The 21878-nt window shown below is 41.4% G+C and carries 22 protein-coding genes and 1 pseudogene; 8 read left to right on the forward strand and 15 right to left on the reverse strand.

What is annotated here, in order from left to right:
- Positions 1-86 precede the first annotated feature (86 nt).
- Complete coding sequence (locus ACIQXU_RS18250) at positions 87-653, forward strand: DUF2777 domain-containing protein (protein WP_402867752.1); 567 nt, start codon at positions 87-89, stop codon at positions 651-653.
- A gap of 69 nt (positions 654-722) precedes the next feature.
- Here ACIQXU_RS18250 and ACIQXU_RS18255 read toward each other — a convergent pair whose 3' ends face one another.
- The 3 genes from ACIQXU_RS18255 to ACIQXU_RS18265 form a co-directional block, all read right to left on the reverse strand.
- Positions 723-1067 carry a YisL family protein gene (locus tag ACIQXU_RS18255; protein ID WP_402867751.1) on the reverse strand — a complete coding sequence of 115 codons (345 nt, stop codon included), beginning with the start codon at positions 1065-1067 and terminating at the stop codon, positions 723-725.
- 115 nt (positions 1068-1182) lie between these two features.
- Positions 1183-2373 (reverse strand): DUF418 domain-containing protein, encoded by a 1191-nt coding sequence (locus ACIQXU_RS18260; RefSeq protein ID WP_402991487.1) that lies wholly within the window; start codon positions 2371-2373, stop codon positions 1183-1185.
- 142 nt (positions 2374-2515) lie between these two features.
- A complete protein-coding gene (locus ACIQXU_RS18265) occupies positions 2516-4108 on the reverse strand; it encodes a long-chain-fatty-acid--CoA ligase (RefSeq protein WP_402991490.1) in 1593 nt (530 codons plus the stop codon).
- 228 nt (positions 4109-4336) lie between these two features.
- Between ACIQXU_RS18265 and ACIQXU_RS18270 the strand changes: the two genes are divergently transcribed.
- The 6 genes from ACIQXU_RS18270 (at position 4337) to ACIQXU_RS18295 (ending at position 6315) form a co-directional block, all read left to right on the forward strand.
- On the forward strand, positions 4337-4558 hold the full coding sequence (locus ACIQXU_RS18270) for a spore germination protein (protein ID WP_402867748.1): 222 nt from the start codon (positions 4337-4339) through the stop codon (positions 4556-4558).
- 23 nt (positions 4559-4581) lie between these two features.
- The gene (locus tag ACIQXU_RS18275) at positions 4582-4788 is read left to right on the forward strand and encodes a spore germination protein GerPB (RefSeq protein WP_402955826.1); all 207 of its coding nucleotides are present in this window, start codon (positions 4582-4584) and stop codon (positions 4786-4788) included.
- A gap of 89 nt (positions 4789-4877) precedes the next feature.
- Positions 4878-5489, forward strand: coding sequence for a spore germination protein GerPC (gene gerPC / locus ACIQXU_RS18280; RefSeq protein WP_402867746.1), 612 nt, complete (start codon positions 4878-4880; stop codon positions 5487-5489).
- Positions 5479-5658, forward strand: coding sequence for a spore gernimation protein GerPD (locus ACIQXU_RS18285; RefSeq protein WP_402867745.1), 180 nt, complete (start codon positions 5479-5481; stop codon positions 5656-5658). The genes gerPC and ACIQXU_RS18285 overlap by 11 nt, the downstream gene beginning before the upstream one ends.
- A gap of 6 nt (positions 5659-5664) precedes the next feature.
- On the forward strand, positions 5665-6084 hold the full coding sequence (locus ACIQXU_RS18290; RefSeq protein WP_402991493.1) for a spore germination protein GerPE: 420 nt from the start codon (positions 5665-5667) through the stop codon (positions 6082-6084).
- A gap of 12 nt (positions 6085-6096) precedes the next feature.
- Entirely contained in the window at positions 6097-6315 is a 219-nt protein-coding gene (locus ACIQXU_RS18295; protein WP_402867743.1) for a spore germination protein, read from the forward strand.
- A 178-nt stretch (positions 6316-6493) separates the two neighbouring features.
- On the opposite strand, the gene ACIQXU_RS18300 is transcribed toward ACIQXU_RS18295, so the two are convergent.
- Together ACIQXU_RS18300 and trpB are read right to left on the reverse strand one after the other, a co-directional pair.
- Positions 6494-7753, reverse strand: a complete 1260-nt coding sequence (locus tag ACIQXU_RS18300) for a S8 family peptidase (protein ID WP_402991496.1) — start codon at positions 7751-7753, stop codon at positions 6494-6496.
- Between the two features lie 499 nt (positions 7754-8252).
- Positions 8253-9416, reverse strand: coding sequence for a tryptophan synthase subunit beta (gene trpB, locus ACIQXU_RS18305; RefSeq protein ID WP_402867741.1), 1164 nt, complete (start codon positions 9414-9416; stop codon positions 8253-8255).
- Positions 9417-9751: 335 nt separating this feature from the next.
- Here trpB and ACIQXU_RS18310 point away from each other — a divergent pair, with 335 nt between their 5' ends.
- Positions 9752-10528, forward strand: a complete 777-nt coding sequence (locus ACIQXU_RS18310; RefSeq protein WP_402991499.1) for a class I SAM-dependent methyltransferase — start codon at positions 9752-9754, stop codon at positions 10526-10528.
- Between the two features lie 120 nt (positions 10529-10648).
- Here ACIQXU_RS18310 and addA read toward each other — a convergent pair whose 3' ends face one another.
- From addA to ACIQXU_RS18360, 10 genes and pseudogenes are all read right to left on the reverse strand, one after another.
- Positions 10649-14386 (reverse strand): helicase-exonuclease AddAB subunit AddA, encoded by a 3738-nt coding sequence (addA, locus tag ACIQXU_RS18315; RefSeq protein WP_402991502.1) that lies wholly within the window; start codon positions 14384-14386, stop codon positions 10649-10651.
- On the reverse strand, positions 14383-17877 hold the full coding sequence (gene addB, locus ACIQXU_RS18320) for a helicase-exonuclease AddAB subunit AddB (RefSeq protein WP_402991505.1): 3495 nt from the start codon (positions 17875-17877) through the stop codon (positions 14383-14385). Before addB ends, addA begins: the two co-directional genes overlap by 4 nt.
- Positions 17878-18067: 190 nt before the next feature.
- Positions 18068-18214, reverse strand: a pseudogene (lepB, locus tag ACIQXU_RS18325) (signal peptidase I); the annotation flags it as partial.
- A gap of 221 nt (positions 18215-18435) precedes the next feature.
- Positions 18436-18720, reverse strand: a complete 285-nt coding sequence (locus tag ACIQXU_RS18330) for an SDR family oxidoreductase (protein ID WP_402991508.1) — start codon at positions 18718-18720, stop codon at positions 18436-18438.
- Positions 18721-18777: 57 nt separating this feature from the next.
- A complete protein-coding gene (locus ACIQXU_RS18335; RefSeq protein ID WP_402991560.1) occupies positions 18778-18960 on the reverse strand; it encodes an SDR family NAD(P)-dependent oxidoreductase in 183 nt (60 codons plus the stop codon).
- Between the two features lie 94 nt (positions 18961-19054).
- Positions 19055-20047 carry an NAD(P)/FAD-dependent oxidoreductase gene (locus tag ACIQXU_RS18340; protein ID WP_402991510.1) on the reverse strand — a complete coding sequence of 331 codons (993 nt, stop codon included), beginning with the start codon at positions 20045-20047 and terminating at the stop codon, positions 19055-19057.
- 408 nt (positions 20048-20455) lie between these two features.
- The gene (locus tag ACIQXU_RS18345; protein ID WP_402991513.1) at positions 20456-20839 is read right to left on the reverse strand and encodes a VOC family protein; all 384 of its coding nucleotides are present in this window, start codon (positions 20837-20839) and stop codon (positions 20456-20458) included.
- 34 nt (positions 20840-20873) lie between these two features.
- Positions 20874-21077: a hypothetical protein gene (locus ACIQXU_RS18350; protein WP_402991516.1), complete on the reverse strand. Its 204-nt coding sequence runs from the start codon at positions 21075-21077 to the stop codon at positions 20874-20876.
- Positions 21078-21256: 179 nt separating this feature from the next.
- A complete protein-coding gene (locus tag ACIQXU_RS18355; protein ID WP_402991563.1) occupies positions 21257-21547 on the reverse strand; it encodes a dioxygenase family protein in 291 nt (96 codons plus the stop codon).
- Positions 21522-21773: a dioxygenase family protein gene (locus ACIQXU_RS18360; protein ID WP_483878352.1), complete on the reverse strand. Its 252-nt coding sequence runs from the start codon at positions 21771-21773 to the stop codon at positions 21522-21524. The genes ACIQXU_RS18355 and ACIQXU_RS18360 overlap by 26 nt, the downstream gene beginning before the upstream one ends.
- Positions 21774-21878: the final 105 nt, after the last annotated feature.

Raw genomic sequence — 21878 nt, forward strand, 5'->3', positions numbered from 1 at the left:
TCCATAATATTTAAAAATATACCGTTATATTTTCATTGGATTTTGACTAAAAAGTAGGTGAGGATTCCCCTATTGGAGGTATAAGCATGAGTCAGCAACATCGAACGAAGTTAATGAACAGACAAACACGAGCGTTTACCGAAGGAACTGTGGAAAATATCAATCAGCAATGGATCTTTTTTGACGATGAAACCGATGAGGCATCATCGATTGAAGATCACGTTCAGAGCATCATTGAAGTTTATAGAGGGGGAAGATGGCAGCAGGGCATATTGGAAGCGGAGGGGAAAATCCACCTTCACAGGGATTTCACTTTCCTGAGGGACAATGAACCCATAAGGATTCGAAAAAAACTATTATATTCGTTTGAACGTTTATTGGAGGAATTGAACGATGATTCTTTTTTCCAGTTTGTCACGACCCTGAATTCGCTGGACTTCTCTATTTATGATTGTATATATAGCTACAATCAGCTCACTTTTTTAAGGGAGCTCACCAATCAATCCGGCGTGAATTTCTTCACTTTTGATAACGAGACCCAAATCTGTCTCGTCCAGCACCATTTTTCCTATGGTAAAAAGGATCATGACCGTTTTGAATTCACCCTTAATACAGGGAAACGGATCATCATCGAAAAAGTGAATTCCCACTAATTCCTTGTAAAGTTTGCATACAAAAAAGGACAAATGAGATGAAACCCATTTGTCCTTTTTCAATCATGATTAAAACAAGTCAAAACCTTGTGGTAGGGATAATCCTAGATAAAGGACGAATATAAAAGCAACGACGAATAATGCCCACATCGCGCTTACAGCTTTTCCTTTTTTCCTACGGACCAATACCATTTCCATCGCGGCAATCACGATGATTCCTACAATCATTTTCACTGCATATGCACCAAAGTCAGTAATTAGCATTCCACCTGTAAGGAAAATCAAAAGGAAGAATACACGTGTGATCATGTGCATCATTTTGGCTTTCGGGCTTCCATTTTTAAGCATGGAATATGTTACAAAGAAAAGAATGATTCCGATAACCCAAGTCGTTATGTGTAAGTGAGTTCCCATTTACTTGCCCCCTCGTTCAATATCAATCTCATCATAACATAGGCTTTTACATAAAAACAAAAGTAAGGTGCCCGTATCTCGCTCAAATAAGGCAGTTTTGCGAACATTCCTCCCCTCACTTATCATTCCGTATCATAACGGGCTTTTTGCCATACGAGACATATCGCCAGACAAATTCCACCGGACCGAACCGGAATCGCTTCATCCACCAGAAGCTTAACAAGACTTGTATAGAAAAGACTACGATCATCAGGAGAAACCCTTCCGTATAAGTCACTTTCCCATACAACCCAAAACCATATGAATAAAAAATGAATGTACAGACAATCGATTGAAATAGGTAATTGCTCATCGACATCCTTCCTACTAAAGCTAAGGGATATAGCAACTTGTAAGCCCACGCCTTTTCAACCAACAGTGTGATTGCAGTAATATAAAACATCGTCAGCAGCGGTCCGCCAAAGTAATCCTGGATGAATGTCGTCCCATAACCGTAATCCGTCACATACGGTAGGATCTTGATCGCCACCCCTGTTAACAGGCTTATAATCGCTATCACCCTTATTGGACGTTTATAACGGGCAGGATTTTGAAGCCATCCCTGCTTGGCTACACCAGCTCCAATTAAAAAGAAAGGAAAAATGGAGAGGAAGAGGAAGATGACATTCGTTGGACCATTAACCATATACCAGTCTGCCATTCTTTGTCCCGTTACTTCCATAAAAGAGCCCGCAGAATATATCTCTTGCGATTGTTTTATCAACTCGACCTCATTTTGAATGTCCATCAATCCACTATCCACAAAGCTCATGATCAGGAAAAAAAGCCCGAACACGCCGAAAGGAACGATATATAAGAACGATCCAAGCCAAATCAGATACTTCCCTTTCCATTTATAGAATAATAAAAACGCAAACCCGAACATTGCGTAATTAACAAGGATGTCTCCATGCCAAATGAAAAAGGCATGTATGCACCCTACCCCTAATAAAAAGCAAAGGCGCTTTGTAAACAGCAAAGGAAACGAGATGCCTTTATCTTCACTCCGTGTAGCCAAGATAACGGACCCAAACCCAAACAAACATGCAAACAAGGGGTAAAAACTCGCCTGGGCGATAATATCGCTACCTATGTACAAGATACGGTCCCAGCCTTCATCCCAATATTCAACACCACTACTATACAAGATGGGCGTATGAAACGAAGGCATATTCACTAAAAAAATCCCTAAAATGGCCAAACCTCTTAATAAATCAATGCTGGCAATCCTTTTGCTTTCCTGTAAAGGGGCCATTGCAGTTTTCATCGTTTCACATCCTCATTCACTAATTACTCCATTATAAATGAGCCTGGAAAATTTAGTTGTATATTTATTCCTTTCCCAATCATAAAGGCTGACAAACGACTAGAAAAAACGCTGCTCATCATAGAGCAGCGTGGACCATCTTTTAATTGACGAATCTTCCCGTTTTCCCTTTAGCTTCCCAATAATCATTGCGAAGATGGATTTTCTGGATTTTTCCCGATGCCGTTTTTGGCAACTCCCTTACGAATGAGACGCTGGTCACTGCCTTGAAATGGGCTAGTTTTTCTCTTGTGAAAGCTAGAATATCGGCTTCCGTTAATTGAACGCCTGGTTTTGGCACGATGAAAGCATGTGGCGTTTCCCCCCATTTTTCATGAGGGACCGCGATGACTGCCGCTTCTAGGATGCCCTCGTGCTCATATAAAGTCCCTTCCACTTCAATGGATGAGATATTCTCCCCACCGCTTATGATAATGTCTTTCTTGCGGTCTACGATATCTATATTCCCATCACTATCCATGGTCGCCATATCCCCTGTATGCAACCACCCATTTTTCAACGCCTGCATCGTGGCCTCTTCATTTTTCCAATATCCCAACATGACTCCATGACTGCGAACAATGACTTCACCGACATCAACCCCGTCACGCGCTACTTCTTCACCATTGTCATGTACCACTTTAACCTCACTGCCTATGGAGGGGTAACCGGCTTTCGCCTTCATTTTGTATTTTTCCCTTTCCGGAAGTCCATCGAATTCAGAGCGGGGTACCGAAAGCAAACTCATTGGAGTGGATTCCGTCATGCCATAGATTTGGATGAACTCCCACCCCAATTCTTTTTCCACCCTTGTGACAAAGGCCGGCGGAGGTGCGGAACCAGCCACGACGATTCGAATTTCCTGTTCCAGCTTCGGTACATTCTTTTCATAATATTGGAACAAAGAATTAAGGACGGTTGGTGCCATATGCATAATGGTCACCTTATGTTTCTCAAGCGCCTTGAATATGGAATCTGGTGTTGTTTTTCTCAAGCAAACTTGCGTCGCACCATTGGCCGTATAATAAAAAGGAGCACCCCAACCATTCACATGGAACATCGGCAGGACATGCATATATGTATCGCGATCATTGACCCTGAAATGGTGCATGGCACTAAGGGCATGTAAATAGTTATTTCGATGGGTGAGCATGACCCCTTTAGGGTTACCGGTTGTGCCACTTGTATATAAGAGACTCGATACGTCATTCTCATCCACTTGTTCCCGATGGAAGCCTTCTTTGTCAAACCTCTCCAGCCAGACATTGTAATCGATTTCATTTGTATCGCCTGCTTTATAGTGCACGATGATATGCTCCACTGATTTCAGCTGGTCCTTAACCGATGAGATAAGGTGATACAAATCCTGATCCACAAAAAGGACCCTTGATTCACTATGATTCAAAATGAATACATAATCCGCCGGCGTCAACCGAATGTTCAAAGGCACCATTACAGCCCCAAGCTGGAACGCCCCATAAAAACCTTCAAGCATTTCAATCGAGTTCGGTGCAAGATAAGCCACTTTATCCCCTTTTTTAATCCCAAGGTCACTCAATCCATGGGAAAGCTGGTTGACTCTTTCATTCAGCTCCTGATATGTCAGGACCTTATCGTCCCCGATAATCGCTTTCTTGTCAGCATAAAGTGAAGCTGCCCTGTCCAGAAAATGTGATAGCACTAAAGGCACATTCATCCAATCACCCCTCATTCAATTTATTTGAAAATTATGAATTTATCATTATATTACCATATTTGTATATCGTTTACCAACACCAAACATCACAGGTTTCTAAGCTGCTAAGGGATAGGCAATTGAATCACATCAATAAAGGAAAATCATAGAATACAGTGAAGCATCCATTCAAAATAGACTTGCTGCTTGTAAATAAGGGATAAACCAGAATAAAAAAGGGTGATTTTCATGCCGGCCATCGTAGGAGTTATTCAAGTGATCAATGTCGGGAGCAGTGGCGTTGTCCATATTGGCGACGTTTTTAAGATCAGCCCATATTCCGCTTCAAAAACGTTTGCAGGTGCTGGCTCTTTTAATACAGGCGAATCCATTTCACTTTACAACGCTTACAGTACCACTAACACAAACGATTCAGATGGTGTCGATCAGCCAGTAGCATTAAACCTCTAGCATTTTTTTGAAAGGAGGACATCATGATCTTCAATATCCACCAAACGATCCAAATCAATATGATAAAAATCGAAAGCATAACCAATTCATCTGTTTTTCAAATAGGGAGTGCCGGAGTGATTAAGCCTTACTCCACCTTAGCCAATACAGGTGGATTCACTGAACCCGCTCCACTTCTTGAAGATGATATGGTCCCTGAGACTAGCTTCGTCCCATTTAGCCCTCCCTAATCCTAATCCATAGGCATTCACCTACATGAGGCAATTTCATATACTGCCATATATGAAGTTATCATTAGGTGAAGGTGAGGTGTTTAATCGTGAATCATGATTTATATTCGTACTCCATACAAATGCAGCGATTTCTTGAAGCCCAGGATAAACGAATTATGAAGCTTGAACACGAACTCAAACGCCTGACAGATGAACTTGCCGAAATGAAGAATAAACCCCCAATCCACGTGGATAAAATTGAATATAAATTTGATCAGTTAAAAGTCGAGTCATTAGACGGAACGTTGAATATCGGTTTGAATCCTAATGATTTAAATAATATTGATGAATTCGCTGTCAACAATCAACCCATCCAACCTGCCCCTTTTCTATTTCCAGGCCGTGAAATTGTCGCTCAGGAGATTTATAATGATATTCTTTCAGGATTGGAGGATATGATCCGTGATACGGAAGGCCAGCTTCAGATCACATTGGAACCCTCATATCACGACTTCATGAGACAGGATGTGGAGCGCCAGCTTCATCAGCGTATCAATATGTACTTTGACAATCTATCACATGCTGAACGTGCACCTCAGCAACGAGATAATGTGAAAGAAAAGATCACGGAAAAAGTAAGATCGGATATTCAAACAGCATTGATACAATTCATTACAAACTCACATTCCGAGACAGGAGGAAATCCAAATGGAGTTTAATGTAACAAACCATCAGTTATGTGTCGGTGATATTAACGTGACGGGGGTAGCGAGTTCCGCCTTATTCCTCATTGGGGACGTACAAACCATCCAGCTATCATCAGCATTCGACACTCCCCCCGAATCACTCATCATCGGACCATTCGTTCCACTCACTCCAAAAGGATAAAATCAGATGTTCACAAGAATATCGAAAGTAAAGTCTTTGTCAGCCAAGACCGTCACATTTTCATCCAACCTGCAAATTGGAGACACTGCTTATATCGACGGGGCCGCCAAAGCATTGGCAGTCCAGAAAAAAAGTGATAGCTTTTCCGAACTGGAACCCGATTTCAGTGATTATGAAGTCTTTACACGTCCTTTCTATATCCCGAGGATTTCTGAACCAATCGCGACAACATTTTCGAATCCCAACCCCTTCATTCGCGTTGGGAATGTCGATATCATCGGGATATCTTCATCTTCTATCGTAGGCGTAGGAAACGTAGGTCATATCCGCATGGAATCAAGGATTAAACACATCCGTCAGATTCCCAGGAAAAACGATGAGACAGAAACAGGCGATAATACATCAGATGGAACAGAAACTGTATAAAGGAGAAATCATATGCCAGCCATTGTAGGTCCAGTACAAATATTTAATGTCGGGTCAGGAAACCTCTTATTCGGGGATGCGGCCGTCATTTCACCAAAATCCGCCAGCAAGTCCGTCACCGGCTCCGGCTCATCGAACACAGGTGCATTCGTTTTTACCGCCAATGGTCTGAACGGAAGCAACGTCCTTGATGTTAATGGGGTAGATCAACCTATCGCCGGAAATAATTAATGCATGGAAGCCTCCCATTTCTAGGAGGCTTCCATTTGTTGAATTGATGATTTTATTAATAAAGTTTAATAGTGATGTTTCTGTTATATTAAAAAAATATAGATGATGAATGAATTATGAAATGATACACGTTCAAAGGCATTTATCCCTCAGTGATATCATCTGTATAAGGGTTCCGTTATTTTACACGGACAAATCCAAAACCGGATGCATAATCATCACCAGTCGCTGCACCGTATCCACCCTTGATGTCATAAGCTTTTGCTTTTGTTTGTAATTGAGCTCGCACCTGCGCATTAGTCAGGTTCTTATTAGAGGACCAGATTTTAGCCGCCAACCCTGAAACATGTGGTGTCGCCATTGAAGTTCCGCTAATCGTGTTATAGCCGTCGTTTAGCCAAGTTGATTCAATGGCTGAACCCGGAGCTGATACTTCGACATCTTTTTCCTGAATCACATAATCTCCGTCCGTATTCGGATTCCCTCTGGAAGAATAATTAGCCACTCTATATGTCCCGTTAGCCTGAACATTTTCAAGAGCCGCTACAGCCACTGCATTGGAAAGAGCTCCTGGATAACCGATTGTATTCGCTGAATATCCGCTGTTTCCGGCAGCCGCAATGACCAGGACACCTTTGCCATAAGCATAGTCCACTGCACTTGAAATCAAGGAATCTTTCCTGCTTGAACCCAAGGACATCGAAATGATGGTCTTAGACCCTGTGCTCACACTTTGATCGGCTGCATGACGGATAGCTGCCGCGATATCATCGGAATATCCCGAACCATCATCACCCAGTACTTTATATGCCCAAAGTTCGGCTTCAGGAGCCACTCCATATACCCCAAGTCCGTCAGAGCCACCGTTTGCCAAGACAGTTCCGGATACATGTGTTCCATGTCCGTCCCTGTCTGTACAAGAGTTATTGGTGTAGGTGGATGAGGTAGTGAAATCTTTGCATTGCTCCACATTTGCTGACAAATCCGTATGCGAAACCGTTGTTCCAGTATCCAACACTGCGATTTTAATACCGTCTCCCCCCGATGTTTTAGTGATGGACGAATCATTGTAGATAGCCTTGATGCCCCACGGCGTTCTCGCGGACGGAACCGCAGCAGTCGTGGCCTGGCTAGTCGGTTGAACCGTTTGCGCAGTTGTATACTTGTTTACCTTTTCAACCTCTAGATTGCCATTCTTAGTCAACGCTTCATATTCTTCGCTGCTTACGTTTGCCGTAAAGCCTTCCTTTCCAAAACTCCGCTCATGCCCAAACTTCTTCTTGGCTTGCGTTATCTCATTCTCAGACCCTTTTAGGTAAACGCGAATATCTTCCTTTTGTACCTTCTCGCTTTGTTTGGCATCCGCTCCATTGGCAAAAATGGAGAAGCTCATCCCGAAACACAGCATAGCCATTCCAATCCTTTTTCCAGTCTTCATCCCGTTTCCCCTCTCTCGCTTTCGCTTTGTATTTGCTATGTATGAAGCTCTCAAGCTGTAAAACTATTTTATTTTAATTTGCCATTAATTAACTATCAGTCGAAACACTCAATTACACTACAGGACAAATATAGGTAAAGCCACCTGCTTTCCGCACAAATAATCGGACTACTAGTCTAGACTCCTCACTTTGAAAGACATGGGATAAGACTAATTACGACAAAATATTCAGAAATCTTATCATCAAGAATGAAAATAGAATAAATACCTATGTAGATCTTAGCCGAATTATTTTGATAGAGAAAAGACAGGGCAAAAGATTCATATCATTCATCAACACTAAATAGCTTCTCGACCTTGTTTCAACAACAAATTCGGGTGGCGGCGATGCTTCTTCAAACGATTCATATGTAGGTAAAACTCTTGGACTCTTAATCTTTAAGCAAATTAAAAAGGGTTTCAGGACGAATTCATCCCGAAACCCTTTTGTCTCTATACATCATTCACTCAGCATCTTGAATACTTGCTCAACGTCTTTATCGCCGCGTCCTGATAAGTTCACAATCAACACGTCATCCTTTGATAGTTCTTTTGCCAAGACCAGGGCACACGCAACGGCATGCGAACTTTCAAGCGCCGGGATGATTCCCTCCGTTTTGGATAGTACTTGAAAGGCTTCGAGCGCTTCCTCCCCTTTTATGGTTAGATACTCGGCCCTGCCACTTTCCTTCAAGAAACTGTGCTCCGGACCTACGCTAGGGTAATCCAAGCCTGCCGCAATGGAAAAAGTCGGCTGTGGTTCCCCTTCCTCATCCAATAACGTCAAACTTTTAAATCCATGCAGCACTGCTGGAACTCCCTGAGATATACTCGGGGCTTCGGCGGGTTCTACACCAATCAAACGAACCTCTGCGTCATCGATATAGTGAGCAAAAGCACCAATGGCATTACTTCCACCACCCGTACACGCAATGATTGCCGTTGGCAGTTTCCCTTCCTTTTCAAGGATTTGTTTTTTCGATTCTTCACTGATGATGGACTGAAAATACTTGACGATTGAAGGATAAGGATGAGGCCCGACAGCAGAACCCAGGAGGTAAAACGTATTTTCATAGTTTTGAACCAGGTCACTCAGCGCCTCATCGACCGCATCCTTTAACCTGCCCTGGCCCTTTTCCACCGGTATGACCTTAGCCCCTAACAATTCCATTCGAAATACATTCAATGCCTGCCGTTCCGTATCCAGCTTGCCCATATAGATGACGCATTCCAAGCCGAACATCGCACAAGCCGTCGCAGTCGCTACACCATGCTGTCCGGCTCCGGTTTCTGCAATGATACGCTTTGCCCCCATCCGTTTAGCGAGCAGTATTTGCCCAATGGCATTATTGATTTTGTGAGCGCCCGTATGATTCAGGTCCTCCCGCTTCAAATAAATTTTTGCACCGCCTATTTTTTTTGTTAGATTTTGTGCAAAGGTCAACGGATTTTCCCTTCCCACATATTCTTTTAAATAGTATTGAAACTCCTCTTTAAATTCAGGATCATCTTTATATTTCATGAAAGCCGCTTCTAAATTATCCATTACTTCTTGAAGTTCTTTAGGTACAAAACTACCACCGAAATCTCCAAAGTATCCTCTGCTCGTCTGTTCTCTCGTCATACTCAACTCTTCTCCTTTACATGCACTATTTTATTTTACAATTCAAGTATACGTGAACGAACCGCTTTTTCTCAAATTCTTTTGTTTATATACCTAAAAATGGTCGTTTTGGAAAGACGTAAGGGCTAACTTTACCGTTTTGCCAAAACACGAATTCTTCTCCGATGAAGAGGAAGAAATGAAAGATGCATTTACTGCAAGTGGAGAAACACGCTTCAACGAAGGGTTAGCCTATGTCCATTGTGGCAATTAAATTTCATCATTAACTTTCATTTATTCTTTCATGTATAATTAGCTTACTAAATATATCCATATTGACAATGGGGGGAATTAACTTGAAAACACTTCAAAATAAGAAAGATAGCTGGAATGCAGATTTATACGATAAAAAGCATTCATTTGTTTCTGAGTATGGTCAGGACTTAGTAGATTTATTAGCACCAAAGCAAGGTGAAAAAATTCTTGACTTAGGCTGCGGGACGGGTGATTTAGCAAATGAATTATCTAATTTCGGTATTGATATCGTTGGTATAGATAACTCAGAAAATATGATTACTCAAGCAAGACACAAATACCCAAAAATAAAGTTCATGGTTCAAAATGCAGTAGAATTAGACTTCCATAGCGAATTTGATGCTGTATTCTCTAATGCAACTCTTCATTGGGTAAAACCACCAATCCAAGCCCTACAATGTATTTACCACAGCTTAAAAGCAGGGGGAAGATTTGTAGCTGAGTTCGGAGGAAAAGGAAACGTTCAAATCATAACGGATGAAATCATTCAACTAATCGAAAGAGAAGGGATAACGTTTAAAAAAGAAAAATTCCCGTGGTTTTATCCTAGTATTGCTGAATACGCAACTTTAATGGAAGAGGCAGGATTTAGAGTAACCTTTGCTCAACACTACGATAGGCCGACACAATTGGACGGAGATAAAGGGCTGAAAAATTGGATTGCTATGTTTGGTAATCATTTATTTGATGATGTTCCTGAACATAGGATAAAAGATATCATTACAAACGTTGAGAATAATTTAAAAGATACTTTGTATAAAGACGGAAATTGGGTAGCTGATTATAAAAGATTACGTGTAATTGGTGTAAAAAAATGAAGGAGGAAGGGAATCAATGGTTCCCTTCCTCCTTCATTTTTTATGAAATTTAAATATCTACCTACGAAAACAGCCATTCAAAAAAGGGGTGTCCCTCAGCTGCAGACCCCCCCTTCTCTTTTACATTTCCAATAAGTGCGAGCCATCAAAGAAAAATAAATAACGGCTTGTCACTTTTTTATTCAAAATCCCTTCAACCGCTCTTGTGTAAAGTTCCAATTGCATACGGTAACGGTCGGCAAGAATGTCTTTCGCACCTTCATATCCACTAGCAAAACGTCCAGTTATCGCATCCGTTTTATAATCCAGCAGAACAAGGCCTTGTTCATCTTCAAAAATACAATCAATGACACCTTGGATCAAGACTTCCTCTTCACCCTTTTCCCAATCACTATAAGCCTCTTTAGCTGGAAGTGACATCGTGAACGGTACTTCACGTCGAATTGTCGGCGCCTTACGCAGCCTCTTTCCAATATCACTTTCAAAGAAATCGATAATCGTTTCCGGATTCACGGCTTCTCTCTGTTCTTCAGTCAACAGCTCGCGCTGAATCAAGTCAACGAGTAATCGCTCAATGGAGGGAATGGTGATGTCCGATGTCAAATCGATATGCTGCATGACTAGATGCGTAATCGTTCCCCTTTCAGCGGGTGTCAGAGATTTTTCTTGCATGAAGACAGGGCGTTTCGTTATCGGGCTCTTGAATTTACGTAATAACTCAGTAGAACTCTGCTCGTCTCTCAGCTCATATTGACGCTTCAACTCTGAAACGGACTGCTTGGATCGATGCACAGTCGCCTCATGTTCCCCATACTCCCAATTCAATTGCTCCTTAACAGCATCGACAAACTCAGATTCCAAGTCCACCTTTTCGGATTTCCGAACATGTTCCAGCAATTGCTCCTGTAAAATAGCTTCTTCCTCATCCAGAACGGTCAATTCCTCCATTGGAATGACAGAGATTGACCAATTTGATGGATGGGATTCCATTTCAAAACCAAACCCAGTAATGCCCTGAAAATCTCGATGACGCACAAGGGAAGGACCAATCCAGTCGAGGTAACTTTTAGCTCCTGCCCGCGCGTGGTCTTTCAGGAGCCATTCCCCATGCATTGCTTGACTTATCCATTTTTGCTGTGTTTTTTCGGCATCACTTATGCTGGCTATCAGATGGAGCTTTTCCTTCGCCCTCGTCAACGCTACATAGAGAACACGCATTTCCTCGGCAATTAACTCCAACTGTTTCTTTTTCTTGAAAGCAAGCTGTGGGAGTGATGGGTACGTTATCCGTAACTCGGAATTGACATACTTCGCCGCAAATCCATAATCCTTATCCAATAAATACGGCTTCCGCAAATCCATCATATTGAATTGTCTCGCAAGGCCTGCAATGAATACAATCGGAAACTCCAACCCCTTTGAGGAATGGATCGTCATCAGGCGTACGACATCTTCCTGTTCACCTAAAGCCCGTGCCGCACCTAAATCATCTCCACGCTCCTGCATTCTTTCGATGAAACGCAAGAAACGGAAGAGCCCACGGAATGAACTCGCTTCATATTGTCTGGCCCGATCATATAATGCCCTTAAATTGGCCTGACGCTGTTTGCCGCCTGGCATTCCACCAGCAAAATCGTAAAATTGGGTTTCGCGGTACAAAAGCCAAATTAAATCCGACAACGCTTCCTGTCTAGCCAGTTTCCGCCACTTCACCAGCTTTTTATAAAAGGTAGAAGCTTTACGATATAGGTCCGGATGCTCATCCGGGTCACCCTTCCTATAGAAATCGGCTAGCGCCTCATAATACGTACCTGTGTGGTATAAACGAATTTGAGACATTTCCTCCTCATCCATTCCTACAATCGGAGAGCGGAGAACGGATGCCAATGGGATATCCTGCTGCGGATTATCTATTACTTTCAATAAAGAAATCATGATAGCAACTTCGGTAGCTTCAAAGTATCCAGAGGACAAGTTGGCATAGACAGGAATCCCTTGCTTCTTGAATTCCTCCATAATTTGCGGAGCCCATGGCATAGAACGAAGAAGAATGACCATATCACGGTATGTTGCAGAACGGTATTGCTTGGTTTTCGTATCATAGATTTGCTGTTTCTCGTTTATGGCCTGCTTTATGAGCCTCGCCATCATCCTAGCTTCCAGTTGCGCTTTTTCCAATTCCTCGGCTTCAAAACCTACCTCTGAATCCTCGTTATCCTGTCCGGCTTCACTTGTATCTGCTGCTCCATCAATTAAATGAAGTTCAATGGGATATTCCTTATCTTCGGGATATGGCGCACCTTTTTTCAATTGCGCATCCTCATCATAATCAATCTCACCGACAGTCAGCCCCATTAGTTGCTGAAACAAGAAATTCGTCCCATCAAGCACTTCTCTCCGGCTCCGGAAATTACGGTTTAGATCAATTCGCAATCCCGAATCAGCGCCATCATGGGTAAAGCGCGCATACTTTCCAAGGAACAAATTCGGTTCAGCAAGCCTGAAACGGTAAATCGATTGTTTAACATCGCCCACCATGAACAGATTTCCACTATATTCACCATCTGCCGTCACCAATCTTAAAATGGATTCCTGAACTAGATTCGTATCTTGATACTCATCGACAAGCACCTCTTTGAATTGATTCCGATATTCAATGGCGGCCTCTGACGGCGTGCGTTCCCCATCTATGGTTTCACCCGTCAAAATATCAAGGCAATAATGCTCCAAATCGGCAAAATCGACCAAGTTCTTTTCGGACTTTGCAGCAAAGAACCTTTGTTCAAACTGTTTTACGAGCATGATGAGTGTATCGACATACCCCTTCAATTCCCGGATATCACGTAAATAGCTTTCAGGCTTACGTGAAAAAAGCTCTTCTTGCAGAGATTTAATAATTTTCTTCGCTTTATCACGTTGCTTCGTGGCTTCATCCACAATTTCCTTATTAAAATCTTCTCCCGTACAACGCTTTGCCGTTCCAAACTTCACGTTTTGAATTTCTTCATAAAGAGCATTCCAGGAAGAATCTTTCACGCGGGCCAGTTTCGCGACCAAATCAAGATCGGCTAAATAGTTTTCTGCCCTTGGAGCAGGACCACCCGGAACCTTTGTCAATTCTAGAGATCGCTCCAACAAATCCTTTGCCGTATCCAACTGCAAACCAATATCGAATTGTAGGGACTCGATAAATGGAAGATCATCTATCCCTGCCCCTTCCGCCAGATCATACATCTGGGCTGCATGATTTAGCCATTGGTCGGGATCTGGATTCGAACGGGAGAAATCATACAATGACCGGACAATATTTTGCAGTGCATCATCGTTTCGATCGCTTGTAAAGGCATCGACCAATTTAAAGAATGCTTCATTGTCACCTTGGCCATATTGCTCCTCGAAAAGTTCTTCCATCACTTCATCGCGCAGAAGCTGCGCTTCCGTGGAATCGGCAATCCTGAATCCAGGATCAATATCCGTCAAATAGTAATATTTCCTGATCACTTCTAAACAGAAAGAATGAAGCGTGGAAATGGACGCACGGTTAATCAGGCTTAACTGCTTACGCAAATGCTGTGAATGGGGATTTTCATTGATTTCCTTTTCTAATGCTTCACTAACTCGATGGCGCATTTCGGCGGCCGATGCATTCGTGAAGGTCACCACCAATAGCTCATCCACATCGATTGGATTATCTTCCAATATGACCTTTTGGATAATCCGGTTGACAAGCACCGCTGTTTTCCCGGAGCCTGCAGCGGCGGCCACCAAAATATCCTGGTCTTTCGCCCAAATTGCTTTCCATTGTTCTTCTGTCCATGTCACGCCTTCAGGAATGGCGGGAATCATCGTTTTACTCATCTTTCACCCTCCCCCCTTAATAAATCGAGAACATCATTTTGCTTTTTCTGTGGCAAATTCCTAAATTGATTCTCTTCGAGCGACTGATCGAATTGGCAGACGGATTTGAATGAACAGAGAGTACATGGCGTTTTTTCTTTCATTTTATATGGGGTTATGCCAACATCCCCGTCGACCATTCGGTCACCTGACTCTTGATAGACCTTTCGAACATGCTGGTTAAGCAAGGAGAAGTCTTCACGGCTGGCCACTTTAGAGGCCGCTAAAAGAGAACCGTCTTTTTTAAATCCGGCAGGTATGACATCCGATTTACTGGAAGTATCTATATCAAGGGACGTGTCCATCATCTTGATTACGTTGGTTTGATCTAATACTAGGCCGTTCATTTTAAAACTCTTATAAATTTCTTCATCGATTTTATCCAAGCTAAGCATGCCTTTTGATTTCACGACCGGATTATGAACATGGAAATAAAGGACACCGGCTGGAATCGCCTCTTTACCGATAAGCGATTGGGATTGTGAAACGACAATATCGAGATAGGTCAGCATTTGCAGGGCAAGCCCATAGTAGACTTCACTCATGTTCAATTCCTTTTCACTCGATTTATAATCAAGGATACGCAAATAGACGCCACCCTCATCCTCATCGGCCTTATCAACACGGTCTATCCGACCAATCAATTCCATTTTCGTCCCATTTTTCAAAGTGAACGAAAGTGGGGGCAGTTCTCCATTTTTTCCGAAGCCCAGTTCCAAACCGATTGGGGCAAACCCACTAACCTTGGCATGTTCACTCAAGACAATCGAAGCCCGGCCAATCACATGCTCCAGCTTTCTGCGCAAGTAATGATGGCGGTTCGTACTTAGCAGGATTTGATTCTGGAGCTTTGGTGCAAGCTGTTCCACCGCTTTCCTAGCCAACTCCAAACATTGCTCCTTGGTCAAAGAAGACCACGGGATATCATGCTCATTTAAATAATCCGAAATCATTTTTAACGCCCCATGGAACATCTCACCGATATCCGGTGCGTCCAAACGGAAAACCTGTCGTTCCCTTAGTTTCAAGCCATGTGCGGCATAATGGGAAAACGGGCAGCTATTGAACATTTCCATTCTCGATACACTAGTCAGAATGGTTTCGCCATATAATTGCTTACTCGTTTCCTCTGATAGTTTCATGGTTTTATTTTGGTAAAAAAGACTCGATAGCACCTTAGTGGCTGTCGGTCCAACCGTCTCGTCCTCCATGATGGAATTATAGACATCCCACCAAAGCGGATGGATTGGGTAGTTCCGTTTTTTCAACTGTAATTGCGCAGCCAGATAAGACAGGGCCACTTCTGAGTTCGCTGCATATTTCACCTGTTCCCCGGCAGGCAGATCAGATGGATCGTTCATATAAAAAGCCTCGTTCACATGCGGCAATACATCCCTCACTCGTTTTAAATAAGAGGACGGGAGAAGGGATTTTCCCTCTTCATCAGCGAGTGGATAAGATAAATAAAGGGATTCCGAAGGTGTAGTGAAGGCTTTATAGGCCGTGAATTCCTCATCCAAAAGACGAACTTTTGAACTTGGAGCAACATCAAGCCCGCTCGCCAAAAGCATGTCGCGGTCACTATCGGAAAACACTCCATCAGAAACGGCTTTTCCTGGTAAGACCCCTTCATTCAGGCCAATGACGAAAGCCGTCTTCACGTCATCCAATCGGGACAGGTCCAGATTAGCGACAAGGACTTGATCGATTGCCTGTGGCACTAAGGAAAATTCCAATGATTCCAGACCTGCTTCTATAATGATTGCAAACTGTTTCATCGAGATTTCCTCTTCACTTAACAGTTCCACGAATTGATCAAGCAAATCAACAACCGCATTCCACGATTGTTCATGTTCCCTGGCTGACACCAGATCGCCATCCTCTTCTGCTTCAAGCTTCATCTTTTCCAATTTTTCCGGTACATGCAATTCTTCCAAATACAAATAAAGGGCCTCGCATAATTCTCTTCCATTCGCCGACTTCTTCACCCGTTTTGATAGCTTAATGATGGGCTCTGTAAATAGGTGTTTCAAATCATTGAGCTCTTGCTCCAGTTGCATTTCCTTACTCGTCTGGGGACGGTCCTCAAGCTCCAATCCACGGAATCGACGGTAGGTCCAACGATCTTTTGTGGTCCATCCAGCCCCTTTGATTCCCCTGGCAAGCACGTAGTTCTCAAGCTTGTCTACTTGTTCGCGCATTCTGTCATGACTTTGTTGCAGGGGAAATAGAAGTTCGGTCTTAATGGCACGAAAGACCGGTTCATAACGCCAGAACCCATTGATGATCTCAAGTGTCGACCGGATCAGCTCAATCAATGGATGATTGAGCATCGTCCGCTTGGAATCCACGAAAAGCGGAATTTGATAGTCACGGAAGACCGTCTGGAGGATATCTTCGTAGGCATCCCCATTTCGCATTAGAATCGCAATATCGCGAAAACGGCACTGACCTTGTCTGACAAGCGTCAAAATGTTCCGAGCCACCCCTTCAATCTCCGCTCTGCGGTTAACGGCCTGAGCAATCGTTACACCAGATGGCTGATCGTACTTCTGTGCGGGACGAAGCGCAAAATATGTTTCAAGGTGTTTCAGCCCAGGATTTCGATTGAACTTCGCCGTGCTGTTCAGAACGTGGTCCTCTTCGATAAAGACCCCCGTTCTTTGTCCCGCTTGATAAAGCTGGTTATAGAGATTTCCCGTTTGCCTGAACAAATGCAGATCATCCGGCGCAAATTGCCTATAAGGCTGGTCGAGCGTCAATGCGATGGTCACACTCTTACATAGCTTCATCATTTCTTCCACGATCATTAATTCCTGTGGCGTCAGACTGTAAAAACCATCTATATAGATATCTGCATTTTTTATATACGAAGACTCTGCCATTTTTTCTATCAGTAAAGTGAAATAATCCTCTGAATCTAAATATTTTCCGATCATTTCATCCTCAAATGACTGATAAATGAGCTCAAGATCAGATAATTTATCTTGTACTCCACCACCACCCGGTGACTTTTCGTCCAAATACCTCCGAATATCACCCGGCTGGATGCAGTACTGCTTGAATTCGGCAAGCATCTGCTCCATCTGGGAGACGAATCCTTGCTTGTCCGCTGATCGGCGGAACATTTTCAATTCATCTTTTTTATCCTCCATGATTTTCCGTATCAACATATTAACGCCGACACTGTCCAAATGGATTCGGCTCATGCCACCTGTCTCCTGGAGAACTCGCCATGCAAGCCGGCTAAAACTGAATACTTGCGTCCGAATCATTCCTTCGAGTCCCGGCGTCTTAATTAATTTATATTCTGATAAAAATGTCATCTGATCAGGAACCAGATAGATGATCGGATTCCCTTCAGGATTCTCCATTAGCCCGTTGCGGATTTCATCCAATACCTTCGATGTTTTACCTGTGCCCGACCTTCCAATTAAAAACCGGAGTGACATCTGTTTCCCCCCCTTTTTATTTCAATATCTCTAGACCTATCATACCAGAAATACTGTCTATTTTTTGACACGATTCTTCTTCCAATTATGACTCTTTTCCCTATAGTTTACCGCTTTCTAACGACGAACACCAACCATACGTTCGTATTCCGTTCAAAAAAAAAGCCCTTCCTATAGAGGGCTCCCACAGTCATTCACCTATAAAATCCACATTAAAATCTTGTATTGGCCAATATCTTACATCGACTTTGCCTACTACCTTATCCATTGAAATATAACCTAGGTGCCTGCTATCTTCACTTTCGAGTCGATTATCACCCATAACGAAAAGCTTGCCATCACTCCGCATTAAAGATGCTTTTAAAAATAGACCTGATCAGAATATAGTCATATTCTGATCAGGTCTATTTAATAGCAAGTATCGGTAGATAACGGAAGCTCATTCAACTAGTACAAGTATCAATTACTTCGTTAGAAGACGTTTAATCCTTTTTTATATTACCCATTTGAGAGAATACTGACCCAAAGTGCATAGATGGGGCTGCTAAATAGATAATATTAACCTACTTGAACCGTTGGGCGAATTATCATTTCATTAATAGCTACATCAGATGGTTGCTCAATTGCAAAGGCGATTGCAAGAGCAATGCTGTCAGCATCAATAGCTATTTTATAAAATTCATCTAGGCCTGATTTTGATTCTTGATCAGTAGTAGTTTCTAACAATTCGCTGTTTACAGCCCCTGGAGATACATTTGTAACGCGGATATTCGTGCCACTCATCGCTTCTTCTTGACGCAAAACTGAAGAAAGATTAATAATATGACCGGATTTACGTTCCATCATCGAAGGAAGGGAAAGCAGCGATGGAATACAAAACACCTTTTAAATTAACATCAATCATCTTATCCCATTCATCATTTTTTTCATAAATAGAAAAGCTTGGGGCATTAACCCAGCATTATTGACTAATGCATCAATTTTCCCAAGTTTTTCAAGAGCATACACAGCCAACTCTTCCTTTTGTTCAATTGAAGTTACATCTGCCACTTTATAAATAGCTTGTACACCATTATTTTGAATCTCTTCGTTTAATTTCTTTAGACGGTCTTCACGACGAGCTGCGTATCTAGCTCTTAGATTTTCTCAATATCACCTTGTGTTAAGATATCTATCTTTAGATAAACAAAGAAGTACTATGCAGCGGTTGTAGTTTCGATTTAGGATCAATATAAGCTTTGGCATTATTAACTGCAGTTGGACCTTCACCAAAACCAGATGCAATTAATTTAACTTTTCCCTCATAGGTGCAAATATCTCCAGCTGCATAAATGCCTGGTATATTTGTTTCTTGCTTAGAATTAACTACAATTGCATTTTTCTCTATATTTAAACCCCATTTTTTAATTGGACCTAGAGAAGAGACAAATCCGTAATTTACTATTAAATCATCAATATCCACTACTTCTGTTTGTAGTATTTTCGAGTGTTCTAAAACGATTTGAGAAATCCGTTTAGTACCTATTAGTCTAGAGGGGATATAAGGTGTTTTTACTTCGATTGAAGAATTCATCAATTGTTCCACACTATGTTCATGAGCGCGAAATCTATCTCTTCGATGTATTAAGGTTACTTTTTTTGCAATAGGTTCTAACATCAGAGCCCAATCAACAGCTGAATCACCACCACCTAAAATCGCTACTTTTCTGCCCTTAAATTTGTTCATGTCATCCACATAATAATGTAAATTACTACTTTCAAAGCTTACCGAATCTCCTAGATCCAATTTACGAGGCTGAAAAGCTCCATTTCCAGCTGTAATTATAATTGACTTAGAATAATGAACATCTCGGTTTGTTGTGATTTTAAAAGTACCATCTATTTGCTTATCAATCATTTCAACTGCTTCTTCTAGGCAAACTGTTGGTTCAAATACTTTCATTTGCTCTATTAAATTTTCAACCAACTCCTGGGCTCTTACTCCAGGGAAACCAGCAATATCATAAATGAATTTTTCAGGATAAAGGGCCGACAGCTGACCCCCAAGTTGAGGGAGATTCTCCAAGATTTTCACTTTAGCCTGCCTCATCCCACCATAAAATGCTGTAAACAATCCAACTGGACCACCACCAATGATGGTGAAATCGTATAACTTGTTTTCTTCTATCATTAAAACCACCCTTGTTTAACCTTATTAAACTTTATTTGTAAATATATTGGGAACAATATACTTTTCTAGATAATTTGTTTATGTTTTTCTATTAGTAGATTCCGCTTACATGTTATTAGGTCTTGAAACTACTTTTTAATCTACTTTAATAGATTAGGTGGGATACATCCCTTAATCCCTGTATAATTGGCTACTTTTGATGCAATCTAAGGAGGTTTGAGAAATATTCCCATTAATTAATTTGCTTATTATCGAACTTGTAAAACTATTTTGTTTAATGTTGAGTTATTAATTGTGTATTATTTCTAAACCTACACGAAAAAATTCAAGAGCACCCTGCATTGATTAAAATAGCGGATTTTAGAATAAAGACTTAAAGAAGAAAAAGGTTTGTCTCTTCTACTCAATTTATGCTCTCTCTACAAATTGGAGAAGTTCTCCATTAGGACCATGAAATAATATCATACGACCTCCCTCAAGAGTTGGTTTCGGCTCAGTAGATATAAATCTAATTCCTTTTTCACCATAATAATTAATAGCTTCAGCTAAATCATTTACTGTAAAAGCAAGATGGTTGACTAGTCCTACCTCGTTATATTTTTCAATAGGATATAGATCTCGAATTAATTCGATCTCTATTTGAGGTTGAGCCTCTAAATATAAAAAAGCCATCTCACGCTTTAATCCACTTCCTCTAAGTCGTACCGTAAATCCCAATATTTCCGTATAGAATTCGATTGATTTATCCATATCTGAAACGATGATAGCGATATGTTCTATTTTTTGAATCATATATTTTCCTCTTCTCTATAAAACTCCTTATTAATTAAACCCTCTCTTCCTCAACTTCGATTCCTTTTAGTGAAAGTGCATATTCTAGTGACTTTATCCCTATTTTTAATACTTGTGCCCCGTTATATAAGTATGGAACAATGAGATACTCAACTAGCTCTGGTAAAGTTGCTCCACCATCTATGGCCCCTTTTGTGTGGTAAACCATACTTCTCTCATACATTCTTGCTGCATTCATTCCTATTTCTTAACGATTGTAATCTAACTGTTTGTTAAGATGTGATGTATCTTGAAGTCTCAATTCAAAATCTAAATGAGCTGTATAATATGGTTTATTTAATTCTTATCTAACATAACTTTTGGGTTTTCTTGTTTTCAAGTTTTGTAATTAATGTCCCTCTTACACCCTGTGCTACGTCAATTATCCAAATATGAATCATCTTTAAAATAAATTTGTGTAACTAATTTATCTCCATTTTCAAGTTTTTTCAAAAGCAAGTGAAGATGTACTGGTCGATATGCATGATGGTCAATCCACTTTAAAAATTGCCCTGAAGATCCATCTGTTGGAATGGAATAATTCCCCGGAACTCTCGTTTGAACTTCAAGATTTCCATTTTCATCTGTATAGAAAACACATCGAATATTGAAATTAGGAATTCCTTCAGCAAAGTGAGAGTACTCACCGGTTGCATGAGCTCGCCACATTATCAATCTTTGTATTTACTAATGGGCTGCCATCTACATCTTTTACTGAACCACTAAAAAAGAGAACGTCTCCTGGTTCATCTTGTCTTTGTGAAATAACTCCTGGATTTCTAATCTCAGGTGTATTTTCAATATAATAAGGGCCTAAAATCGTTAGTTCTGTTCCTTTTACATTCTTATACATCTCTTGAAGAGCATGAATTTCAAAAAACACATCCATAAACAATGGAATTTCCCCTGACTTACCTAATTGATCCAGCCAATTGACTAATTCCTGGTAATCGTCACGACCAATTTCATATTCACTAATTAATTCTTTAAACTTGACGAC

It is taken from the genome of Peribacillus sp. NPDC097284 (assembly GCF_044761765.1).
Lineage (GTDB): Bacteria > Bacillota > Bacilli > Bacillales > DSM-1321 > Peribacillus.